Origin of the sequence: Erwinia sp. BNK-24-b, assembly GCF_047456155.1 — a bacterium.
GTDB classification, from domain to species: Bacteria; Pseudomonadota; Gammaproteobacteria; order Enterobacterales; family Enterobacteriaceae; genus Erwinia; species Erwinia phyllosphaerae.
Map to the genome: position 1 here is coordinate 755,089 of NZ_CP179901.1, position 21,631 is coordinate 776,719.

Genomic DNA, 21,631 nt, shown 5'->3' on the forward strand with positions numbered 1-21,631 from the left:
GCGTCTTAGGGTAGCCGTAGATCCTTAAGATTGCCCGCCAGATGCAGATCCGTTTTCAGCGTGGCAACTTCGCGGCAGATAAGCGCCATCTCCTGCTGCTGCTCCAGCTTTTTACGCCACTTATCCGGTACGTCCTGCAAATTTTGATAGATTGCCGCCAGTGAGCCGAAGGTTTTCAGCAGTTCCGCCGCGCTTTTTGCGCCAATGCCCGCCACGCCAGGAATTTTACTGCTGCCGATGCCGGCCAGCCCCCAGTAGTCGGTCAGCTGCGCAGGCGTCACGCCAAACTCTTTTTCGATAAACGGCAGGTCCAGCCAGCGTTTTTGAAAGTAGTCGCGGATCTGGATACGGGGTGCCAGCAGCTGACAGTAACCTTTATCGGTGGAAACGATGGTGGCCTGATGGCCGCTGCCAGCTACCTTAGCGGCCAGCGTGGCGGCAAGATCGTCAGCCTCTTCTCCCTGGGCGTGCCAGCAAGCCACGCCTGCTGATTCGAACGCGGTGCGCAGCAGCGGCATCTCTGCTTTTAACGTCTCCGGCATGGGTGAACGACCGGCCTTATAGTCAGGCAAAATTCGATGACGCCAGCCTTCGTGGCGTTCATCATCGTCAAATACCGCTACGGCATGGGTTGGTTTGCTGTGCAGGATCAGCTGCTGTAACGCGTGCAGGCAGGTATCCTGACAGGGAGAATCCTGTACCGCGTGGATGCGGCGAATAAGGTTCAGCGCATCAATAATCAGTAGATGAATAGTCATAGGTGCTTAAAAGAGCGGCACGGCTGCCGCTCTGCTGGCGGTTATTTAATGATTTCGTAGCAGGGGATGTAGGCCGTTCCCGGCAGCTTCATACGGTGCTGGGCAACAAATCCCTGTAACAAATCGTCCATGCGGCGCATGATCCCGGCATCGCCATGGATCTTGTAAGGGCCTTTTTCCTTGATGGCTTTAATGCCCGGCTCCTTAACGTTACCCGCTACAATGCCGGAAAACGCCCGGCGCAGCGCGGCGGCCAGCTGTTCGGCCGGCTGGCCAGGATGCAGGTTAAGATTCGCCATATTTTCATGCGTAGGCATAAACGGCACCTGCAGATCCGGCGCAATCCGTATCGACCAGTTAAAGCTGTAGGCGTCGCCCGTTTCACGGCGGTGCTCTTTCACCTGCGGCATCGCTTTTTTCATTAAGCGAGCCACCTCCGGCGCGTCGTCGATAATAATGGTGTAGTGCTGACGTGCGGCTTCTCCCAGCGTGCTGACGATAAACTCGTCCAGCACGCGGAAATAGTCGGCGCTCTCTTTCGGACCGGTCAAAATCAGCGGCAGCACCTGATCGTGGTTGTGCGGATTCATCAGGATACCCAGCAGATAAAGCAGCTCTTCTGCTGTCCCCACGCCGCCAGGAAAGATAATGATGCCGTGGGCGATACGGACGAAAGCTTCCAGACGTTTTTCAATGTCCGGCATGATAATCAGCTCGTTAACCAGCGGGTTTGGCGGTTCGGCGGCAATAATAGAAGGCTCGGTCAGCCCGATAAAGCGGCTCTCTTTATACCGCTGTTGCGCATGGCCGACGGCCGCGCCTTTCATCGGCGCTTCCATTACGCCTGGCCCGCAGCCGGTACAGATATTCAGCTCACGCAGGCCCAGCTGCGAACCGACGTTTCGGCAGTACTGATACTCGACGGCGTTAATAGAGTGCCCGCCCCAGCAAACCACGGTATTGGGCAGTTCGCCAACGTGCAGCGCTCTGGCATTACGCAGGATAGAAAAAACCAGGTTGGTGATGCGCACGGAGTCATCCACGTCCTGCTGCTGAAAACGTTCCGCGCCGTCAAACTGACCGTTAACAAACAGGATGTCGCGCAATACGGCAAACAGGTTCGCCTGTAGCGAACGAATAATTCGCCCGTCGACGAAGGCTTCTTCTGGCGGATTGATCAGCTCCAGCTTGACGCCGCGCTCGCGGCGCAGCACGTTGATATCGAAGCTTTCAAAGCGTGACAGCAGTTCGTGGCTGCTGTCGGTCTGGCTACCTGAGTTCAGAACGGCAAGGGAGCAGTTACGAAAGAGTTGGTAAAGGTCGCTGCTGGCGGTACGCTTCAGCATATCGACTTCCAGCTGAGACAGCAGATCCATGGAGCCTAAGGGGCTGATATGTGTGATCAAGTTAACTCCTTTGCACCCATCCGGGCGGTGGTCACTCTCTGTCAAACTTGTGCTCAAACGATCGAACAACCATGACGAAGAAAAAATTTCCCTGGGCAGCCAGTGCCCAATTCAGATTACCCTTCTTCTCAAACAGCAGACAACTTTATAACGCGATTATGCGTAACGTTACGCAAATTCCTACTGACGAACCAGGCGCGACAGGCCAGGTTTGAATTCACCATTGCTACGCCAGGGATTGATATCCAGGCCGCCGCGACGGGTATACCGTGCATAAACGCTCAGGCTCTCCGGCTGGCAGAAGCGCAGAATATCGTTAAAAATCCGCTCAACGCACTGTTCGTGAAACTCATTATGATGGCGGAAGGAAACCAGATAGCGCAGCAGCGCTTCACGCTGAATACGCGGGCCACGGTAGCTAATTTGCACCGAGCCCCAGTCCGGCTGGTTGGTAATCAGGCAGTTTGATTTCAACAAATGGCTGACCAGCTGCTCTTCCACGATTTCCGACTGCGTTGCCTGCTGCAGGTAATCCGTGCTGAAAGTGTAGCTGTCGATCGCAATATCCTGCTCGTCGATGCAGTAACCGTTGAAATGACCGATTGGCTGCCCTTCAATTTCACTCAGGCGGAAAAGCGCCACGCTAACGTCGCCCTGCGCGCAGGCGCTGAGATCGCGTTCCAGCGTCGCGCGGACTTCACCCCAGTCGGCAAAACGGGTCTGATTAAAGCTGTTAAGGTAGAGCTTAAAGCTTTTCGATTCGATAAGGTTAACGCTGCGGGCATCCAGGCTAACTTCGCCAACCGCTACCTGCGGCAAGCCTTTGGCGTTGAGCCATGATAATTCATACAGCGTCCAGATATCGGCCCCGTGAAAAGGTAAACTGTCAGGAAAAAGGCCAAGAGGTTCGCGGTTCATGCTTCTTGGTACGGCCTGCAGTAAAGAGGGCTGGTACTGGTCGTGGTATTCTGTGGGTTTTCCCAACGTCAGGCCGCTTAGCGCCTGATGTGTGTCTGAAGACATTGCATTACCTTTATTGCCTGCCTGTGCAGGATGTGGCCTGAATCGTCCTGGCGTGACCGGACGACATCATCGAAAACAGATAGCCTTAGTGTAACCCAGGCATCCGAGAGTGAAAAAATAATGAATGACGAAACTTCCCGTGCGCTGGCCAATTTTACCCGCAACTATTGCGAGAGCTGGAGCCGTAAATATGGCCATCCTCCGACCAGTAGCGATCTGTATGGTTTAGCCTCGCCCTGCGTACAGCAAACCGTAGAAAATGAGGTTTACTGGTTACCGCAGCCTTTTACCCTGGCAAAAAATCTGGAAAACGTAGAGCGTGCGCTTGGGCTGCGTATTCAGCCTTCGGTCGTTGCCTGGTACACTACCCAGTTTGCGGGCGATATGACCACGCTGGTGAATGGCCAGCCCTGTACGCTGCTGCAAATCTGGAGTGAAGAAGATTTTGTGCGGATGCAGGAAAATTTAATTGGTCATCTGGTGATGAAGCAGCGCCTTAAACATTCGCCTACGCTCTTTATTGCCACGACGCCTTCCGAGCTGGAAGTCATTTCCGTTTGTAACCTGAGCGGCGAGGTCATTCTGGAAACGTTGGGAACAAAGAAGCGTACGGTACTGGCTGCGACGCTTGAACAATTCCTTATTTCTCTGCCTGTTAGTGAGCCATTAAGGTAAAACGGCGTTTACAATGTGAGACATCTCTTACATTGAGTGTAAGAGATCGCTTTTAAATCTTAAGAACATTGTCAGCAAAACGCATTAAAAGAGAATTAAATCAAAAAGTTGTTAGCATGAGTTTGGCGAAAAACCGGCTTCGGCGCAAAAAAGTTTTTTACGCTCTATTGTTTGTCTTCGGCAATAAGGCAAACTTAAGTTCGTCGCAAGGGATGATGTGACTTAGGGAACAAGTCAGCACAGAGGCTGAAGGCTTTACTTCAGAAGAACGTCAGATATCTCAGGATTGAGAACAGGGACACCTCCAGGACGGAGACAGGGAGCTGTCGGTACAGACAGCAGGCCAGGATGCTCAGGGACATCGCCAGTGACGGTGAATGTGTAGGGAAACGTCAGGACAAAGTTATCAGGGACGAGCAGGGAGCACTTATGTAGCCGGATAGCTGCAAACGAACCAGGAGCACTGTTTTTACAGTGCTCCTTTTTTTCGTCCATACTTATCCTGTCGACGGCGGTAGTGCTATGCTTGCGGCCCATTAATTTTACCAGGAGAGCACTGATGAGCCGGGAACTTGAGATCCGTGACCGCCTGCAGGCTATCGAACAGGCGCTGCACGACGGCGGCCTGTGGCAAGCCTGCGCGCCAAATGCAGAAGCCTTTGAAAGTAAAGAACCTTTTTGTGTCGATACCATGATGCCGGTGCAGTGGCTACAGTGGGTTTTCCTGCCGCGCATGACGGCGTTACTCGACGCGCAGGCCGACCTGCCGGTGAAGCTGGCGATTGCTCCGTATTATGAAGTAGCGCTGGAAGGCGCAATGCCTGGCCGGGCAAAGCTGCTGCACGTTTTGAATCAGCTTGATCAATTTTTTGAGCACGATAATTAATGCTGGAAATTCTTTATCAGGATGAGTGGCTGGTTGCGGTGAATAAACCCGCAGGCTGGCTGGTCCATCGCAGCTGGCTGGACAGGCACGAAAGCGTTTTTGTGATGCAAACCGTGCGCGATCAGATTGGTCAACACGTCTTTACCGTTCATCGCCTTGACCGACCCACTTCCGGTGTGCTTCTGATGGGCCTGTCCAGCGAGGTTGCGCGCCTGCTCTCCGGACAGTTTGAACAGCATCAGATGCAAAAAACCTATCATGCGGTGGTCAGAGGCTGGCTGGAAGGCGAAGAGACGCTGGATTATGCCTTGACCGAAGAGCTGGATAAAATCGCCGACAAGTTCAGCAATCCTGAAAAAGCGCCACAGCCTGCGGTAACCCACTGGCGCGCGCTGGCGAAGGCGGAGCTACCGGTGCCGGTCAGCCGTTACGATACTTCGCGTTACACCTTGATGGAGCTAAAGCCGCAGACGGGCCGTAAGCACCAGCTCAGGCGGCACATGACCCATTTACGTCATCCTATTATTGGCGACAGCGCCCACGGCGATCTGCGCCAGAACCGCAGCGCGGCGCAGCATTTCGGCATGAAGCGGCTCATGCTGCACGCCAGCGAGCTGCGGCTGGATCATCCGATAACGGGTGAGCCGCTGGTATTACGCGCCGGGCTGGATAGCGTCTGGCAGGAAATGATGACGACTTTTGGCTGGCAAGATGCTCTCCCCAATCTTCCCCGGGTTGAGTTTGCCGCCTCTTCCCTTCAGGATAGCGTGACAGAATAAGCAGTAAGGAAAAGAGCATGGCTCAGATAGGCATTTTTGTGGGCACCGTTTACGGTAACGCCCTGCTGGTGGCGGAAGAGGCGGAACCTTTGCTGATTGATGGTGGCCACCAGGTGAAGATTTTTGAAGATCCGACGCTGGCAGACTGGCAGTCTTATGCCGATGGCGTGGCGCTGGTGATCACCTCCACGACTGCGCAAGGCGACCTGCCGGACAGCATTGCTCCGCTGTTCCATGGCATTCACGACAAGCTGGGCCACCAGCCGACGCTGCGCTACGGCATTATCGCGCTGGGCGACAGCAACTACGATGATTTCTGCGGCGCAGGGAAGAAGTTTGATGCGCTGCTGCAGGAACATGCTGCCACGCGGGTTGGTGAGATGCTGATGATCGACGCCAACGAAAACCCGGAGCCGGAAGAGGTTTCCTCGCCCTGGGTCGAAGCCTGGATGAAACAGCTTAATTAAGCGAACGGGCCTGCGCTTAACGGCAGGGCCCGATCCCGCATCAGGTCACCGGCGCAGGGTTAAACACCGCCAGCGCGTTCCGAATTCCCCAGCGGTCAGACCACGTCTGCTTGCGCCCGCTTGCAATATCCAGAATCAGCTCAAACAGCCGCCAGCCAACCTGCTCAATGGTTTCTTCCCCCGTGGCGATGGTGCCCGCGTTAATATCCATCAGGTCGTGCCACCGGTCGGCCAGCGCGGTGCGCGTCGCCATTTTAATCACTGGAATAGCCGCCAGCCCGTAAGGCGTGCCGCGTCCGGTGGTAAACACTTGCAAAGTAATGCCCGAAGCCATCTGCTGCGTGCCGCAGACAAAATCGCTGGCTGGCGTGGCGGCGTAAATCAGGCCGCGTCTGGTGGGGCGCTGGCCTGGCGAAAGCACCTCCACAATAGCGCTACGGCCAGATTTAGCGATGGAGCCCAGCGCTTTCTCAACCACGTTTGCCAGCCCGCCTTTTTTATTGCCGGGCGAAGGATTGGCGCTGCGATCGGTCTTGCCCATATTCAGATAATCATCATACCAGGCCATCTCTTCCAGCAACCGCCTGCCGACCTCTTCATCGACCACGCGCGGCGTCAGCAAATGTACCGCATCGCGCACTTCGGTGACTTCCGAAAACATCACCGTTGCGCCACAGCGAACCAGCAAATCGGAAGCAAAGCCTACGGCGGGATTCGCGGTAACGCCGGAAAACGCGTCGCTGCCGCCGCACTGCATGCCGACTATCAGCTCGGCAGCCGGTACCGTTTCCCGCTGGCGTTGATTAAGCCGCCGTAAATGGCGCTCGGCCACCTGCAAAATATCTTCAACCATCGATTGAAAGCCGACGTGTTTCTCATCCTGCAGGCGCACCACGTCTTCTTCGCCAAGCGAAATAGTTTGCACGTCGGGTGTGCCTTCCAGCAGCCGCTCGGGCTGGAGCTTTTCACAGCCCAGGCTGACAATCATCACTTCGCCGCCAAAGTTGGCGTTAAGCGACAGGTTATGGATGGTGCGTATAGGCACTACGGCCGCCGGCGCGTTAATCGCCACGCCGCAGCCGTAAAGATGGTTGAGCGCCACCACGCCATCAACGTTGGGATAGTTAGGCAGCAGGTCGCGCTCAATGATTTGCACTACGTAATCCACGACGCCAGCCACGCAGTGAACGCTGGTGGTAATGCCCAGCAGGTTACGCGTTCCTACACTGCCATCGGCGTTGCGATAACCTTCAAACGTGTAGCCTTCCAGCGCGGGCAGGGCAGGTGGAACATTACTGGCCAGCGGCAGGCTTGCCAGCTCGGGTGCCTCCGGTAAAACCACCAGCGACTCGTCAATCCAGCCGCCGCGCTGAATATCGCGCACGGCATAGCCAATAATTTCGCCGTAGCGAATAATATTGCCGCCTTTGGCTATATCGGTTAAGGCAACCTTATGCCCTTGTGGAATATGTTCTTTTAGCGTTAGTCCGCATGAAAATGCAGTACCGGCCGTTAGCCCATTATTATTAACGACGATGGCGACGTTATCGTTCTCATGCACCTTTATATAAAGCGGCGGATCGTTTTTGGATGTATTCATTGCTCGACAAGCCCCGACATAAATAGAAAGTTTTAACCAAAAGCCAAAGCGTGTAGTGAGTGAAAATTATTCTGCTGCCGGACAGTATAGAGGGCGTCGTGCGCGAAAACATTATGCAGATGTCCGACATCGCGCCGTAACATCCCGCCTGTTTTCTGGCAAATTTACAGCAGCCAGTGAGAAGGCTCACAAACGGCCAGGCCGGGTGTGACCGCTGCCGCACATTGCTAATGTTCCGTGAGCCAGCCCGCAGGGGATTGTGCAAAAGCCATAACATCAGGCCAAAACGCCCGGTTTAATGGTGCGTTCCTACGATGCTTTCTCTTTTTTCCCTTCTTATACTTTTTAGCGAAACAGAACAAGTTATTAGCGCTGAGATTATTCTGCCCTTTAATCGCTGTGTTTAACCTGACTTCATTCTGATACCCAACGCGATGTGTATGCAGTCCAGAGTGAGTTTGCCTGACGCTATCTTTCAGGAGTGCATCATGGATTCAATCAGCAGTGCGGCGAGCACCGTGCAAAAAAGAACTAATGCTCGCTACTGGATAGTGGTGATGTTGTTTATCGTCACTTCGTTTAACTACGGTGACCGTGCGACTATCGCTATTGCGGGGTCGGCCATGTCGAAAGACATCGGGCTGGATCCGGTCGGTCTGGGCTATATCTTTTCCGCCTTCTCATGGGCTTATGTGATTGGGCAAATCCCCGGCGGCTGGCTGCTGGATCGCTTCGGTTCCAAACGCGTCTACTTCTGGAGCATCTTCCTGTGGTCGCTGTTTACCCTGCTGCAGGGCTTTGTCGATCTGCTGAGCGGTTTCAGCATCATCGTCACGCTGTTTATGCTCCGCTTTATGGTTGGCCTGGCGGAAGCGCCTTCTTTTCCCGGTAACAGCCGTATCGTCGCCGCCTGGTTTCCTGCCCAGGAGCGCGGCACCGCCGTCGCCATTTTTAACTCGGCACAATATTTTGCCACGGTGATCTTCGCGCCGATTATGGGCTGGCTGACCTCGGCAGTGGGCTGGGCGCACGTGTTCTGGTTTATGGGCGGGCTGGGCATCATCCTCAGCTTTATCTGGCTGAAGGTGATCCACGATCCCAACGATCATCCCGGCGTGAACAAAGCCGAGCTGGAATATATGGAGCAGGGCGGCGCGCTGATCAATATGGACGCCAAAAAGGCGGAGCGTAAGGTCAGCTGGGCAGAGAAAAAAAGCCAGATCAAACAGTTAATCACCTCAAAAATGATGATCGGCATTTATCTGGGGCAGTACTGCATCAACGCTTTAACCTACTTCTTTATTACCTGGTTCCCGGTTTACCTGGTGCAGGCGCGCGGTATGTCCATCCTGAAGGCCGGCATGGTCGCCTCTATCCCCGCCATTTGCGGTTTTCTGGGCGGCGTGCTGGGCGGCATTATCTCTGACTGGCTGATGCGTAAAACCGGCTCTTTAAATATTGCCCGTAAAACGCCAATCGTCCTCGGCATGCTGCTCTCTATCACGATGGTGGTCTGTAACTACGTCGATACCGAATGGGTGGTGGTGTTCTTTATGGCGCTGGCGTTCTTCGGCAAGGGAATTGGCGCGCTTGGCTGGGCGGTGATGGCGGATACCGCGCCAAAAGAGATCAGCGGGCTTAGCGGCGGCTTGTTCAACATGTTCGGCAATATTTCCGGCATCGTTACCCCTGTCGTTATCGGCTATATCATCGCGACCACCGGCTCTTATAACGGCGCGCTGATCTACGTTTGCATTCATGCCTTCGTGGCGGTGATGAGCTATCTGGTGCTGGTGCGCGATATCAAGCGTATTGAGCTGAAACCTTTGTAAGGACGAGTTATGACGACGCAAAGCAGCCCGGTTATCACAGAAATGAAGGTCATTCCGGTAGCGGGCCATGACAGCATGCTGCTGAATATCGGTGGCGCGCACGGCGCTTACTTTACCCGCAATATCGTCGTGCTCACCGACAGCGCCGGACACACCGGCGTGGGTGAAGCGCCGGGCGGTGAAACCATCTACCAGACGTTACTGGATGCCGTTCCGCAGGTGAAGGGCCGTGAGGTTGCCCGGATGAATCGTCTGGTGCAGGAAGTGCATAAAGGCAATCAAACCGCCGATTTCGATACCTTTGGCAAAGGTGCCTGGACTTTCGAACTGCGCGTTAACGCGGTAGCCGCGCTGGAGGCCGCGCTGCTGGACCTGCTGGGACAGTGCCTGAACGTGCCGGTGGCGGAACTGTTGGGGCCTGGCAAGCAGCGGGATGAGGTGACGGTACTTGGCTATCTGTTCTATATCGGCGATCGCGAGAAAACCGATCTGCCTTATCTTACCGGCGAAAATGCCACGCATGACTGGTATCGCCTGCGTCACCAACAGGCGATGGACAGTGCGGCCGTCGTGCAGCTGGCCGAGGCCGCGCAGGATAAATATGGCTTTAAAGATTTCAAGCTAAAAGGCGGCGTCTTGCCGGGCGAACAGGAAATCGAGGCGGTGAAAGCGATGAAAAAACGCTTTCCCGACGCGCGCATCACTGTCGATCCCAATGGGGCGTGGCTGCTGGACGAGGCCATCGCACTTTGCAAAGACATGCAGGGCATTTTGACCTATGCGGAAGATCCCTGCGGCGCGGAGCAGGGCTATTCAGGACGAGAAGTAATGGCAGAGTTCCGCCGCGCCACCGGTTTGCCCGTGGCGACCAATATGATCGCCACCAACTGGCGCGAAATGAACCATGCCGTCATGCTCAACGCCGTCGATATTCCTCTGGCCGATCCTCACTTCTGGACGTTAAGCGGCGCGGTACGCGTTGCCCAGCTCTGCGACGACTGGGGACTTACCTGGGGCTGTCACTCTAACAACCATTTCGATATTTCGCTGGCGATGTTTACGCACGTGGGGGCTGCCGCGCCGGGCAAGCCCACGGCTATTGATACGCACTGGATCTGGCAGGAAGGCGATCAGCGCCTGACGAAAAATCCGCTGCAAATCCGCAATGGCAAAATTGCCGTACCGGATGCGCCAGGTTTAGGCGTTGAGCTGGACTGGGCGCAGCTCGAAAAAGCCCATGCGCTTTACAAAACGCTGCCGGCGGGCGGGCGCAATGATGCCGCGGCCATGCAGTATCTGGTTCCCGACTGGACATTCGATCGCAAGCGCCCGGCTTTTGGGCGCTGAATCTTACCTCAGAAGGAAGACGTTATGAGTCAGGCTACTCCACTGATAACCGAAATGCAGACGATCCCGGTTGCCGGGCATGACAGCATGTTGCTCAACCTCAGCGGCGCGCACGCGCCATTTTTTACCCGCAACATTGTTATCATTAAAGATAATTCCGGGCATACGGGCGTGGGTGAAATTCCCGGTGGCGAAAAAATTCGGAAAACGCTGGAAGAGGCGGCCGCGCTGCTGGTGGGACACGGTATCGGCGAATATAAAAATTTACTGAGCCACGTACGCAATACCTTTGCCGATCGGGATGCTGGCGGTCGCGGCAATCAGACTTTCGATCTGCGCACCACTATCCACGTGGTAACGGGAATCGAAGCCGCACTGCTGGATCTGCTTGGTCAGCATCTGGACGTTAACGTCGCTTCGCTGCTTGGCGACGGACAGCAGCGCGACCGGGTCGAAATGCTGGGCTATCTCTTCTATGTCGGCGACCGCCGCAAAACCTCGCTGCCTTATCAAAGCCAGCCGGACGACAGCTGCGACTGGTATCGCCTGCGGCATGAAGAAGCGCTGACGCCGGAAGCCGTGGTGCGCCTGGCTGAAGCGGCCTATGAAAAATATGGCTTTAACGACTTTAAGCTGAAGGGCGGCGTGCTGGCGGGCAGCGAAGAGGCGGAAGCCGTGACCGCACTGGCGAAGCGCTTTCCGGAGGCCAGAATTACGCTCGATCCCAACGGCGCCTGGTCGTTGAATGAAGCGATTGAGCTTGGCAAACAGCTAAAAGACGTGCTGGCCTACGCGGAAGATCCCTGCGGCGCAGAGCAGGGCTACTCAGGACGGGAAGTGATGGCGGAGTTCCGTCGCGCCACGGGGATGCCGACCGCAACCAATATGATCGCCACCGACTGGCGGCAGATGGGCCATACTCTTTCTTTGCAATCGGTCGATATCCCGCTGGCCGATCCGCACTTCTGGACGATGCAGGGTTCCGTGCGCGTGGCGCAGATGTGTCACGACTTTGGCCTCACCTGGGGTTCTCACTCCAACAACCATTTCGATATTTCGCTGGCGATGTTCACCCACGTAGCCGCCGCCGCGCCTGGCAAAATCACCGCTATCGATACCCACTGGATCTGGCAGGAAGGCAATCAGCAGCTGACGCAGCAGCCTTTACAGATTAAAGGCGGTCAGGTTCAGGTTCCGCAAAAACCGGGGCTGGGCGTCGAGCTGGATATGGATCGCGTAATGAAAGCGCACGAGCTTTACCAAAAACACGGTCTGGGCGCGCGCAACGACGCGCAGGCCATGCAGTTCCTGGTGCCGGACTGGACGTTTGATAATAAACGCCCTTGCCTGGTGCGTTAAACCCTTTCAGGAGAAACCGATGAGCTATGTAAATACTCCCAACAGCTTCCGCCAGCGCCTGCTGGCAGGCGAAACCTTAATCGGCAGCTGGTGTGCGCTGGCGAACCCGTTGACGACGGAAGTGCTTGGGCTGGCGGGCTTTGACTGGCTGGTGCTGGACGGCGAGCATGCGCCCAACGACATCACCACTTTTATCCCGCAGCTGATGGCGCTGAAGGGCAGCGTTAGCGCGCCGGTGGTGCGTCCGCCGACCAACGAGCCGGTGATTATCAAACGTCTGCTCGATATCGGTTTTTCCAATTTTCTGATCCCATTTGTGGAAACGGAAGAGGAAGCGGTACGCGCGGTAGCGTCGACTCGCTATCCGCCGATGGGCATTCGGGGCGTGTCGGTTTCGCACCGCAGTAACATGTACGGCACCGTGCCGCAGTACAACAACATCATCAACGACAACATCACCGTGCTGGTACAAATCGAGACGCAGCAGGGGGTGGATAATATTGACGCTATCGCTGCCGTTGAAGGCGTGGACGGTATTTTTGTCGGGCCTGGCGACCTCTCTGCCGCGCTGGGCTATCTGGGGCAGCCAGCGCATCCGGAAGTGCTAAAGGTCATTAAATATATCTTTGAACGCGCGAAAGCGGCCGGTAAGCCGAGCGGCATTCTGGCCCCGGTAGAAGCCGATGCCCGCCGCTATCTGGAATGGGGCGCGGGTTTTGTTGCGGTAGGCAGCGATCTGGGCGTCTTCCGCGGCGCCACGCAGGCGCTGTGCGATCGCTTTAAAAAATAACCCACTGTTCAGGAGACAAAGATGAAAATCGGATTTATAGGTCTGGGTATCATGGGCAAGCCCATGAGCAAAAATCTTATCAAGGCTGGCTACACGCTGGTGGTGCGCGATCACAATGCTGAAAACGTGGCGGAAGTGGTTGCCCTGGGTGCCACCTCAGCGGATTCAGCCAAAGCGATAGCGGAGCAGAGCGATGTAATCATTACCATGCTGCCTAATTCGCCGCACGTGAAAGAAGCGCTGCTGGGCGAGGGCGGCGTGATTGAAGGCGCCAAAGCGGGCACCGTTGTGATTGATATGAGCTCCATCGCGCCGCTGGCAAGCCGTGAAATCCACGAGGCGCTGGCGAAGAAAGGCGTAGCGCTGCTGGATGCGCCGGTGAGCGGTGGCGAGCCTAAAGCTATCGACGGCACGCTCTCTGTCATGGTCGGTGGCGATAAAGAGCTGTTTGATCAATGCTACGACATCATGAAGGCGATGGCGGGCTCCGTGGTACATACTGGTGATATCGGTGCCGGCAACGTGACCAAGCTGGCAAATCAGGTGATTGTGGCGCTGAATATCGCCGCTATGTCGGAAGCGCTGACGCTGGCAACCAAGGCCGGTGTCGATCCCGAACTGGTCTTCCAGGCCATTCGCGGTGGCCTTGCCGGCAGCACGGTGCTGGATGCTAAAGCGCCGATGGTGCTCGGTCGTAACTTCAAGCCCGGCTTCCGCATCGACCTGCATATCAAAGATCTGGCTAACGCGCTGGATACTTCTCACGACGTAGGCGCCCAGCTACCGCTGACAGCCACGGTGATGGAGATGATGCAGGCGCTGCGGGCTGACGGCCTGGGCACGGCCGATCACAGCGCGCTGGCCTGTTATTATGAGAAGCTGGCGAAAGTAGAAATCAAATAGTGCCGAGGTCCGGCTGGCTCTTTAAGCCGGAACCTGAATCTCTGGAATCGCGCACGGACTAACGTATGAAAATAGTAATCGCACCGGATTCATATAAAGAAAGCCTGTCGGCTCAGCAGGTTGCTATGCAAATCGAGCAGGGATTCAGCGAAATTTTTCCGGAGGCTGAATATGTCCGGCTGCCCGTTGCCGACGGCGGAGAAGGCACCGTCGAGGCGATGGTCGCCGCGACAAAAGGTAAAATGGTACGCCTGAACGTCACAGGCCCGCTGGGCAAAGAGGTTGAGGCGTTTTATGGCCTTTCCGGCGACGACAGCTGCGCCTATATCGAAATGGCGGCGGCCAGCGGTCTGGAGCTGGTTCCCGTTGCACAGCGTAACCCGCTGATTACCACCTCTTACGGTACCGGCGAGCTTATTCGCAGCGCGCTGGATAAAGGCGTCGAGCATTTTATTATCGGCATCGGCGGCAGCGCGACTAACGACGGCGGTGCGGGGATGGTTCAGGCGCTGGGCGCAAAGCTGCTGGACAAAGAGGGCAGACAGATCGGTTTTGGCGGCGAGAAGCTGGCGGAACTGAGCAAGATTGAACTCGGCGAGCTCGATCCCCGTCTTAAAAACTGCCGTTTTGAAGTGGCCTGCGACGTAACCAATCCGCTATTGGGGGAGCAAGGCGCATCCGCCGTGTTCGGCCCGCAAAAGGGCGCCACGCCAGAGTTAGTTAACCAGCTGGATCGCGCGCTGGCGCACTATGCGGAAATCATCAGGCGCGATCTGGATATCGATGTATTGACCATTCCCGGCGGCGGTGCGGCAGGCGGGATGGGTGCGGCACTGCACGCTTTTTGCCAGGCAGAGCTGCGGCGCGGCATCGAAATCGTTACGGAAGCGCTGGGGCTGGACGAACTGGTCAAAGACGCCACGCTGGTGATCACCGGCGAAGGACGCATCGATAGCCAGACGATCCACGGCAAAGTGCCGATTGGCGTGGCAAAAGTAGCAAAACGCTACAACAAGCCGGTTATCGGCATTGCCGGCAGCCTGACCAAAGATGTGGCGGTGGTGCATCAGCACGGGCTGGATGCCGTCTTCAGCGTGATTTACAGCGTGTGTACGCTTGATGACGCACTGGCCAGCGCGGCGGACAACGTGCGTATGACCGCACGCAACATCGCCGCCACGCTGGCGATTGGGCAGGGCTTTGCAAAATAAAAGCCCGCTGGTTTTCGCCTGCTTGCGGATGACGATTGGCAGCGGACAAGGAAGCTACAGGTTTTCCGTAGCCGACAGCTTTTCCTGTGCCAGCCGCGCCACGTTTTGCATTTCGTCGAGCAGCTCAAACAGCTCTGGTTCGATATCACCCGGCGTCTGGCCCTTACGCAAGCTTTGCTCCAGCTGCTGGCACAGCTGCTTCATTCTGGGCACGCCGCTGTAGCTGGCGCTGCCGTGAAGCTTGTGAATGATATCGCGCAGGGCCTTAACGTTATTTTCGGCCATATAGCGTTCTACCTGCTGCTGTACGTCCGGCAAAAAATCCACCAGCATTTGCAGCAAATCACGCGCCAGATCGGGCTTATTCGCCGCCTGGCGCAGCGCCAGATCCCAGTCCAGCGATACCGACAGCGTCTTTACTGCGGGCAGCGGAGCAGGGTGCGGCGCATAGCGTGCCAGCAGCTGCGCCAGTTTCGCTTCATCTATGGGCTTAGCCAGATAGTCGTTCATACCGGCGCTGATCATGTGCTGCCGTTCGCCATCCAGCGCATGAGCGGTAACGGCGACGACGGGTGTTGAAGCGTGCGCCGGTAGCTCTCGAATCAGCTCGCTGGCGCGGATACCATCAATTTCCGGCATCTGGATATCCATCAGAATGACATCAAGCGGCTGCGTCTTCGCCTGCTGGATAGCCGTTACGGCGCTGTCACACAAAATAACGCGCTCTACCTGCTCATCCAGCAAAGCGCCGATCAGCTTCAGGTTCGCCGGGTTATCATCCACGGCCATCACTGTAAGCGGCAGTTTCTGCCTGCCGGGGACATATTCCACGCCGCGCGCATGCTGTTCAAGCAGCACGGGCAGCAGCCGCGCCAGCGAGATGGGCTTGGTCAGACAGGCGCTAACGCCGCGCGTTTTCAGCTCTTCCGCATAGGTCTGCAGCTGGCACGGCAGCGCCATTATGACGGTGTCGGCACGCTTAAGTACGGACAGCGCCTGCCAGGGAAGCTGACGGTTCGCCTCGCGGGTCACCGGCAGGCCAATCAACAGCGTATCGAAATGCTCGTCCGGCAGCTCCGGCAGCGTGGCGGCATAGGTCACGGTCATGGCGGTGGCCGCCAGCAGATCGAGCGTGGCCTGAGCCGCCGCCAGGTTGGCTTCAATATAAGCCAGCTTTTTGCCGCGTAAACACTCAACGGCGCGCAGGTCCTGAATCGCGTTAGGATTTAGCGCCAGGTTGATATGAAACCAGAAGGTAGAACCCTGATTCAGGCGGCTGTGAAAAGAGATTTCGCCGCCCATTTCATTAACCAGCTTGCGGGTGATCACCAGCCCAAGCCCGGTGCCGCCGTGGCGGCGGGAAATGCTGGCGTCGGCCTGGCGAAAAGCCTGGAAAAGCTGCGACTGCTGTTTTTCAGAAATACCGATGCCGGTATCGTGGATCTGTACTTCAAGATCGACACGGTTGTTGCTCAGCGAGCGCTTTTCGATACGAATATCAATATGGCCGCGCTCGGTAAATTTAATCGCGTTACCCAGCAGGTTGACCACAATTTGCTGTAGCCGCATCGGGTCGCCTATAGTGTTATCCGGCACGTCGTGCTGGATACTTAACGTCAGCTCCAGCCCTTTTTCATGGGCAGACTGTGCCAGCAAGACCACCACTTCATCCAGCGTCGCGCGTAGCGGAAAGGGAATGGTCTCCAGCACCAGCCTGCCCGCTTCCAGCTTGGAAAAATCCAGCACGTCATTGATGATACTCAGCAGGTTATTCGCCGAGCGTTCAATAGTATGCAGGTAGTCGCGCTGGGTAATATTCAGCGGCGTTTTCAGCGTCTGGCGGGTAAAGCCGATAACGCCGTTCAGCGGCGTGCGCAGCTCGTGGGACATGTTAGCCAGAAACTCTGACTTGATCCTGGCCGCTTCCTGAGCGCGTTTGCGCGCCAGATCCAGTTCAACGTTCTGGATCTCCATCTGCTCCAGCGTTTCGCGCAGATCGGACGTCGCCTGGTCAATGTTTTGCTGCATCTCTTCGTGGTAGGCGGTCAGCGACATCGCCATCGAATTGATGCCGTTTTTCAGCATATCCAGCTCGCCCAGCATGTGGCCCGTGACCCGGCTGTCGAGCTGGCCGCGACGGATGCGGTCAACGGTATTCACCATGTCCCGAATCGGGCCGGTCACATCGCGCATTAAGCGGTAGGCGAACAGCATGGCGAGACAGAGGCAGAGCAGCAGCAGCAGCGTGGAAACAAAAATTTCTTTATATTGTTGGAGCCTGACCGACTGTAGATCCAGTTCGATGGCCACATAGCCGAGCGGATTGCCTTCTGGCCTGGCATCTTCATCGGACGATTCATCCGGCCAGGAGCTTTCAGACAAGATTGGCGTGCGCAGGATCACCAGATTGCCCTGGCGCTCATAGCTAAAGGTGGCGGGCAGTTTCGCTTTCTGGGCGGTGCGCAGTCTGTCGACGTTGGCGTGATAGTTAGAGGTGACGAACAGCTCGTTCTGCGTGTCAAAAACGGTGATAGCCCGAACGATATCGGAATGGCGACGATGCAGCAGGCTAACCAGCTGGCGCACGGACTCTTTGTGGCGAAAGGTCATGCCATATTCGCTGGCGACGGCCAGCGGCTCGATGATATTGACGCCCGCGTCGACCAGCTGGCGCTGTAGCTCATTGTAGCGATGCACGATAAAAAAGGTGCTTAACAGCAGCCCGATCATCAGCGTGGGCGCCAGAATCAAGATCATCATTCGTGCCCGCAGGCTGTATTTGGTCATAATTATCCTGTACCGCGCCGCGCGGCATCAGTCGAATTAATCCGATCGCTGGTGTAGGCTACGCGGGTTTAACCACTTTCGAGACAAATAATGGCGCAATTCTACTCTGCAAAACGGCGCGTGACGACCCGCCAGATCATGACCGTGACAGTTACTGACCTGGATGGCGCAGGCCAGGGCGTCGCTCATCATAACGGCAAAGCGCTGTTTATCAGCGGCGCGTTGCCCGGCGAGCAGGCCGAAGTGGAAATCGTCGAAGAGAAACGCAGCTGGGCGCGCGCGAAAGCAAAACGGATTATCAACGCCAGCCCGGAAAGAGTGACGCCTGTCTGCCCTTACTTTGGCCGCTGCGGCGGCTGCCAGCAGCAGCACGCTTCGCCCGCGCTACAGCAGCGCAGCAAGGCTAAAGCGCTTTCGCGTCTGCTTAGCCAGCAGGCCGGTATCACTGCAGAGGTCGATTCGGTCATCGCGGGCAGCGCTTACGGCTATCGGCGTCGCGCTCGTCTTGGCCTTAACTATCATCTGCGCAGCCAGACGTTGCAGATGGGATTCCGCCAGGCTAACTCCAGCGAGCTGGTCGCTATTACGCAATGCCCCGTTTTGAGGCCCGAACTTGATGCACTGCTGCCGCCGCTGCACCATTTGCTAAACAGCTTACAGGCCGTGCGGCGTTTAGGACATGTGGAACTGGTACTTGCCGATAATGGCCCGCTGCTGGTTTTGCGTCATCTTGATCCGCTAAGCGCGGCGGATAAAAACAAACTGGAACAGTTTTCGCATAGCCATCGGGTCGCGCTGTTTCTGGCACCGGACAGCGAGACGCTGGAGCAGGTTAACGGCGAAATGCCGTTTTATAAAATTGATGATTTAACCCTGACGTTTAGCCCGCGCGACTTTATCCAGGTCAACGGCGAGCTGAATCTGCAAATGGTGGCGCTGGCGCTGGAGTGGCTGGATTTACAGCCGCAGGACAGGCTGCTGGATCTCTTTTGCGGGATGGGAAACTTTACGCTTCCTTCAGGAAAAAAGGTGGAAAATGTCACCGGTGTGGAGGGGGTTGCAGCATTAGTGGCAAAGGGCGCGTATAATGCGTCTCTGAATAATCTGAATAACATCGCATTCTGGCAGCACAACCTGGCAGAAGACGTGGCGGGGCAGCCGTGGGCAGCGCAGGGATTTAACAAGGTTTTACTGGATCCGGCCCGCGCTGGCGCAGCGGAGGTCATCCCTCACATTGTTAAACTTGCGCCGGAAAGCGTGGTCTATGTTTCCTGTAATCCGACTACACTTGCCCGTGACAGCCAGCTCCTGCTGGCCGCCGGTTACCGTGCGGAAAAGATTACCCTGCTTGATATGTTTCCACATACCGGGCACGTAGAATCGATGGTGTTATTTAGCCGACAATAGCTTCCCGTAAGGGAGAGTGAAGCCTGGAGAGGATATGGTTGCGGTAAGAAGTGCACATTTGAATACGGCTGGCGAGTTTGCGCTCGACCAGTGGATCACCAGTTTGGGGATCGCTAATCCGCAGTCATGTGAACGACTAGCCGAGACCTGGCGCTATTGCGAAGAGGCTACTCGCCATCATCCTGACGCCGCGCTGTTGCTCTGGCGCGGCGTGGAGATGGTGGAAATCCTCTCCATGCTCAGTATGGATAACGAAAGTCTGCGCGCCGCGCTGATTTTCCCGCTGGCCGACGCTAACGTCGTATCCGAAGCGGTGCTGGAAGAAAAATTTGGCAAAGCTATCGTTTCGCTGGTGCACGGCGTGCGCGATATGGACGCCATCCGCCAGCTGAAGGCGACCCATAATGACTCAATGGCGTCGGAACAGGTCGATAACGTCAGGCGCATGCTGCTGGCGATGGTGGAAGATTTCCGCTGCGTGGTCATCAAGCTGGCCGAGCGTATCGCGCATCTCAGGGAGGTGAAGGACGCGCCGGAAGACGAGCGCGTGCTGGCCGCCAAAGAGTGTACCAACATCTATGCGCCGCTGGCGAACCGCCTGGGCATCGGCCAGCTTAAATGGGAGCTGGAAGATTTTTGCTTCCGCTATCTGCATCCTGATGAGTACAAGCGCATTGCTAAACTGCTGCATGAACGCCGTATCGATCGCGAGCAGTATATCGATACTTTTGTGCAGTCGCTGCGCACGGAAATCGTTAAGGAAGGCGTCAAGGCAGAGGTCTACGGCCGCCCGAAACACATCTACAGCATCTGGCGCAAAATGCAGAAAAAGGCGTTGGCGTTTGACGAGCTGTTTGACGTCAGGGCCGTGCGTATCGTCGCCGAGCGCCTGCAGGACTGTTACGGTGCGTTAGGTATCGTGCACACGCTTTACCGCCATCTGCCCAGCGAGTTTGACGACTATGTCGCTAACCCCAAGCCTAACGGCTATCAGTCGATTCATACCGTGGTGCTGGGGCCGCAAGGCAAAACCGTCGAGATCCAGATCCGTACCCGCCAGATGCATGAAGATGCCGAGCTGGGCGTGGCCGCGCACTGGAAATATAAAGAGGGCGGCAACACCGGCAGCGCGCGCGGCGCATCGGGCCATGAAGAACGCATCGCGTGGCTGCGTAAGCTGATCGCGTGGCAGGAAGAAATGGCGGACTCTGGCGAAATGCTGGATGAGGTACGCAGCCAGGTCTTTGACGATCGCGTCTATGTCTTTACCCCAAAAGGGGACGTAGTGGATTTGCCTGCGGGTTCCACGCCGCTGGATTTTGCCTACCATATCCACAGCGATATCGGCCACCGCTGCATCGGCGCTAAAATCGGCGGCCGCATTGTGCCCTTTACCTATCAGCTGCAGATGGGCGATCAGATTGACATCATCACCCAAAAGCAGCCGAACCCCAGCCGCGACTGGCTGAACCCAAACCTCGGCTATGTCACCACCAGCCGTGGCCGCTCGAAGATCCACGCCTGGTTCCGCAAGCAGGATCGCGACAAGAATATCGCTGCCGGCAAGCAGATCCTCGATAACGAGCTGGATCACCTGGACATTAGCCTGAAAGAGGCCGAAAAGCTGCTGCTGCCGCGCTATAACGTCAATTCGCTGGATGAGCTGCTGGCGGCTATCGGCGGCGGTGATATCCGGCTGAACCAGATGAGCAACTTTCTGCAGTCGAAGCTGCATAAACCAAGCGCGGAAGAAGAAGATCTGGAAGCGCTGCGCCAGCTGAAGCAAAAATCTTCCGCGCCGCGCAGCAAAGAGAGCGGCCGCGTGGTGGTCGAAGGCGTTGGCAATCTGATGCACCACATTGCGCGCTGCTGTCAGCCGATCCCCGGCGACGATATCATCGGTTTTATCACGCAGGGACGCGGTATCTCTATCCATCGTGCCGACTGCGACCAGTTGACCGAACTGATTGCGCATGCGCCGGAACGTATTGTCGATGCCGTCTGGGGCGAAAGTTATTCCAGCGGCTATTCGCTGGTGGTGCGCGTTACCGCCAACGATCGTAGCGGACTGCTGCGCGATATCACCACCATCCTTGCCAATGAAAAGGTTAACGTGCTGGGCGTCGCCAGCAGGAGCGACACCAGAAAGCAGCTGGCGACGATCGATATGGATATCGAAATCTACAATCAGCAGGTGCTTGGCCGCGTGCTGGCAAGGCTAAACCAGATCCCCGATATCATCGACGCGAAGAGATTGCATTAACCTTTCAGAGCGCTACTTTGCGTTCTGGCCGTGCTCGCCATACCTGAGCTATACGGGGATGGCGCGCTGGCAGAACGCAAACTGCCTGCGCCAGTACCCTACATATTGTCGGCATGCATTTTTCTCGGTCATGTCGTA

Annotated in this window: 17 protein-coding genes; 12 read left to right on the plus strand and 5 right to left on the minus strand. The window is 56.4% G+C overall.

Annotated features, from left to right (window positions below):
* Positions 1-5: 5 nt before the first annotated feature.
* The 3 genes from xni to queF all read right to left on the minus strand — a co-directional run bounded on the left by xni (position 6) and on the right by queF (position 3,187).
* Positions 6-758, minus strand: a complete 753-nt coding sequence (xni, locus tag ACMGGR_RS03470; protein WP_414148170.1) for a flap endonuclease Xni — start codon at positions 756-758, stop codon at positions 6-8.
* Positions 759-799: 41 nt separating this feature from the next.
* Entirely contained in the window at positions 800-2,164 is a 1,365-nt protein-coding gene (gene ppnN, locus ACMGGR_RS03475; RefSeq protein ID WP_246761736.1) for a nucleotide 5'-monophosphate nucleosidase PpnN, read from the minus strand.
* Between the two features lie 180 nt (positions 2,165-2,344).
* Positions 2,345-3,187, minus strand: coding sequence for an NADPH-dependent 7-cyano-7-deazaguanine reductase QueF (queF, locus tag ACMGGR_RS03480; protein ID WP_414148171.1), 843 nt, complete (start codon positions 3,185-3,187; stop codon positions 2,345-2,347).
* 120 nt (positions 3,188-3,307) lie between these two features.
* Here queF and syd point away from each other — a divergent pair, with 120 nt between their 5' ends.
* The 4 genes from syd (at position 3,308) to ACMGGR_RS03500 (ending at position 5,994) form a co-directional block, all read left to right on the plus strand.
* Complete coding sequence (gene syd, locus ACMGGR_RS03485; protein ID WP_414148172.1) at positions 3,308-3,862, plus strand: SecY-interacting protein; 555 nt, start codon at positions 3,308-3,310, stop codon at positions 3,860-3,862.
* A gap of 559 nt (positions 3,863-4,421) precedes the next feature.
* Positions 4,422-4,748 carry a YqcC family protein gene (locus tag ACMGGR_RS03490; protein ID WP_246761741.1) on the plus strand — a complete coding sequence of 109 codons (327 nt, stop codon included), beginning with the start codon at positions 4,422-4,424 and terminating at the stop codon, positions 4,746-4,748.
* Entirely contained in the window at positions 4,748-5,527 is a 780-nt protein-coding gene (truC, locus tag ACMGGR_RS03495) for a tRNA pseudouridine(65) synthase TruC (protein ID WP_414148173.1), read from the plus strand. The genes ACMGGR_RS03490 and truC overlap by 1 nt, the downstream gene beginning before the upstream one ends.
* A 17-nt stretch (positions 5,528-5,544) precedes the next feature.
* Positions 5,545-5,994 carry a flavodoxin gene (locus tag ACMGGR_RS03500; protein WP_414148174.1) on the plus strand — a complete coding sequence of 150 codons (450 nt, stop codon included), beginning with the start codon at positions 5,545-5,547 and terminating at the stop codon, positions 5,992-5,994.
* A 40-nt stretch (positions 5,995-6,034) separates the two neighbouring features.
* Here ACMGGR_RS03500 and garD read toward each other — a convergent pair whose 3' ends face one another.
* On the minus strand, positions 6,035-7,594 hold the full coding sequence (gene garD, locus ACMGGR_RS03505; protein ID WP_246761746.1) for a galactarate dehydratase: 1,560 nt from the start codon (positions 7,592-7,594) through the stop codon (positions 6,035-6,037).
* 488 nt (positions 7,595-8,082) lie between these two features.
* On the opposite strand from garD, the gene ACMGGR_RS03510 reads away from it, so the two are divergent.
* The 6 genes from ACMGGR_RS03510 to ACMGGR_RS03535 all read left to right on the plus strand — a co-directional run bounded on the left by ACMGGR_RS03510 (position 8,083) and on the right by ACMGGR_RS03535 (position 15,036).
* The gene (locus ACMGGR_RS03510; protein WP_246761748.1) at positions 8,083-9,426 is read left to right on the plus strand and encodes an MFS transporter; all 1,344 of its coding nucleotides are present in this window, start codon (positions 8,083-8,085) and stop codon (positions 9,424-9,426) included.
* A 9-nt stretch (positions 9,427-9,435) separates the two neighbouring features.
* Positions 9,436-10,773 (plus strand): enolase C-terminal domain-like protein, encoded by a 1,338-nt coding sequence (locus tag ACMGGR_RS03515; protein ID WP_414148175.1) that lies wholly within the window; start codon positions 9,436-9,438, stop codon positions 10,771-10,773.
* 24 nt (positions 10,774-10,797) lie between these two features.
* Positions 10,798-12,132, plus strand: coding sequence for a glucarate dehydratase (gene gudD, locus ACMGGR_RS03520; RefSeq protein WP_414148176.1), 1,335 nt, complete (start codon positions 10,798-10,800; stop codon positions 12,130-12,132).
* Between the two features lie 19 nt (positions 12,133-12,151).
* A complete protein-coding gene (gene garL, locus ACMGGR_RS03525; protein ID WP_246761752.1) occupies positions 12,152-12,922 on the plus strand; it encodes a 2-dehydro-3-deoxyglucarate aldolase in 771 nt (256 codons plus the stop codon).
* Positions 12,923-12,943: 21 nt separating this feature from the next.
* Complete coding sequence (gene garR, locus ACMGGR_RS03530; RefSeq protein ID WP_414148177.1) at positions 12,944-13,825, plus strand: 2-hydroxy-3-oxopropionate reductase; 882 nt, start codon at positions 12,944-12,946, stop codon at positions 13,823-13,825.
* Between the two features lie 65 nt (positions 13,826-13,890).
* Positions 13,891-15,036: a glycerate kinase gene (locus ACMGGR_RS03535; protein WP_414148178.1), complete on the plus strand. Its 1,146-nt coding sequence runs from the start codon at positions 13,891-13,893 to the stop codon at positions 15,034-15,036.
* A 54-nt stretch (positions 15,037-15,090) separates the two neighbouring features.
* On the opposite strand, the gene barA is transcribed toward ACMGGR_RS03535, so the two are convergent.
* Positions 15,091-17,823 (minus strand): two-component sensor histidine kinase BarA, encoded by a 2,733-nt coding sequence (barA, locus tag ACMGGR_RS03540; protein ID WP_414148179.1) that lies wholly within the window; start codon positions 17,821-17,823, stop codon positions 15,091-15,093.
* Between the two features lie 90 nt (positions 17,824-17,913).
* Here barA and rlmD point away from each other — a divergent pair, with 90 nt between their 5' ends.
* On the plus strand, positions 17,914-19,230 hold the full coding sequence (rlmD, locus tag ACMGGR_RS03545; protein ID WP_246761760.1) for a 23S rRNA (uracil(1939)-C(5))-methyltransferase RlmD: 1,317 nt from the start codon (positions 17,914-17,916) through the stop codon (positions 19,228-19,230).
* A 34-nt stretch (positions 19,231-19,264) separates the two neighbouring features.
* Positions 19,265-21,493, plus strand: coding sequence for a GTP diphosphokinase (relA, locus tag ACMGGR_RS03550; protein ID WP_246761761.1), 2,229 nt, complete (start codon positions 19,265-19,267; stop codon positions 21,491-21,493).
* The last annotated feature ends 138 nt before the right edge of the window (positions 21,494-21,631 follow it).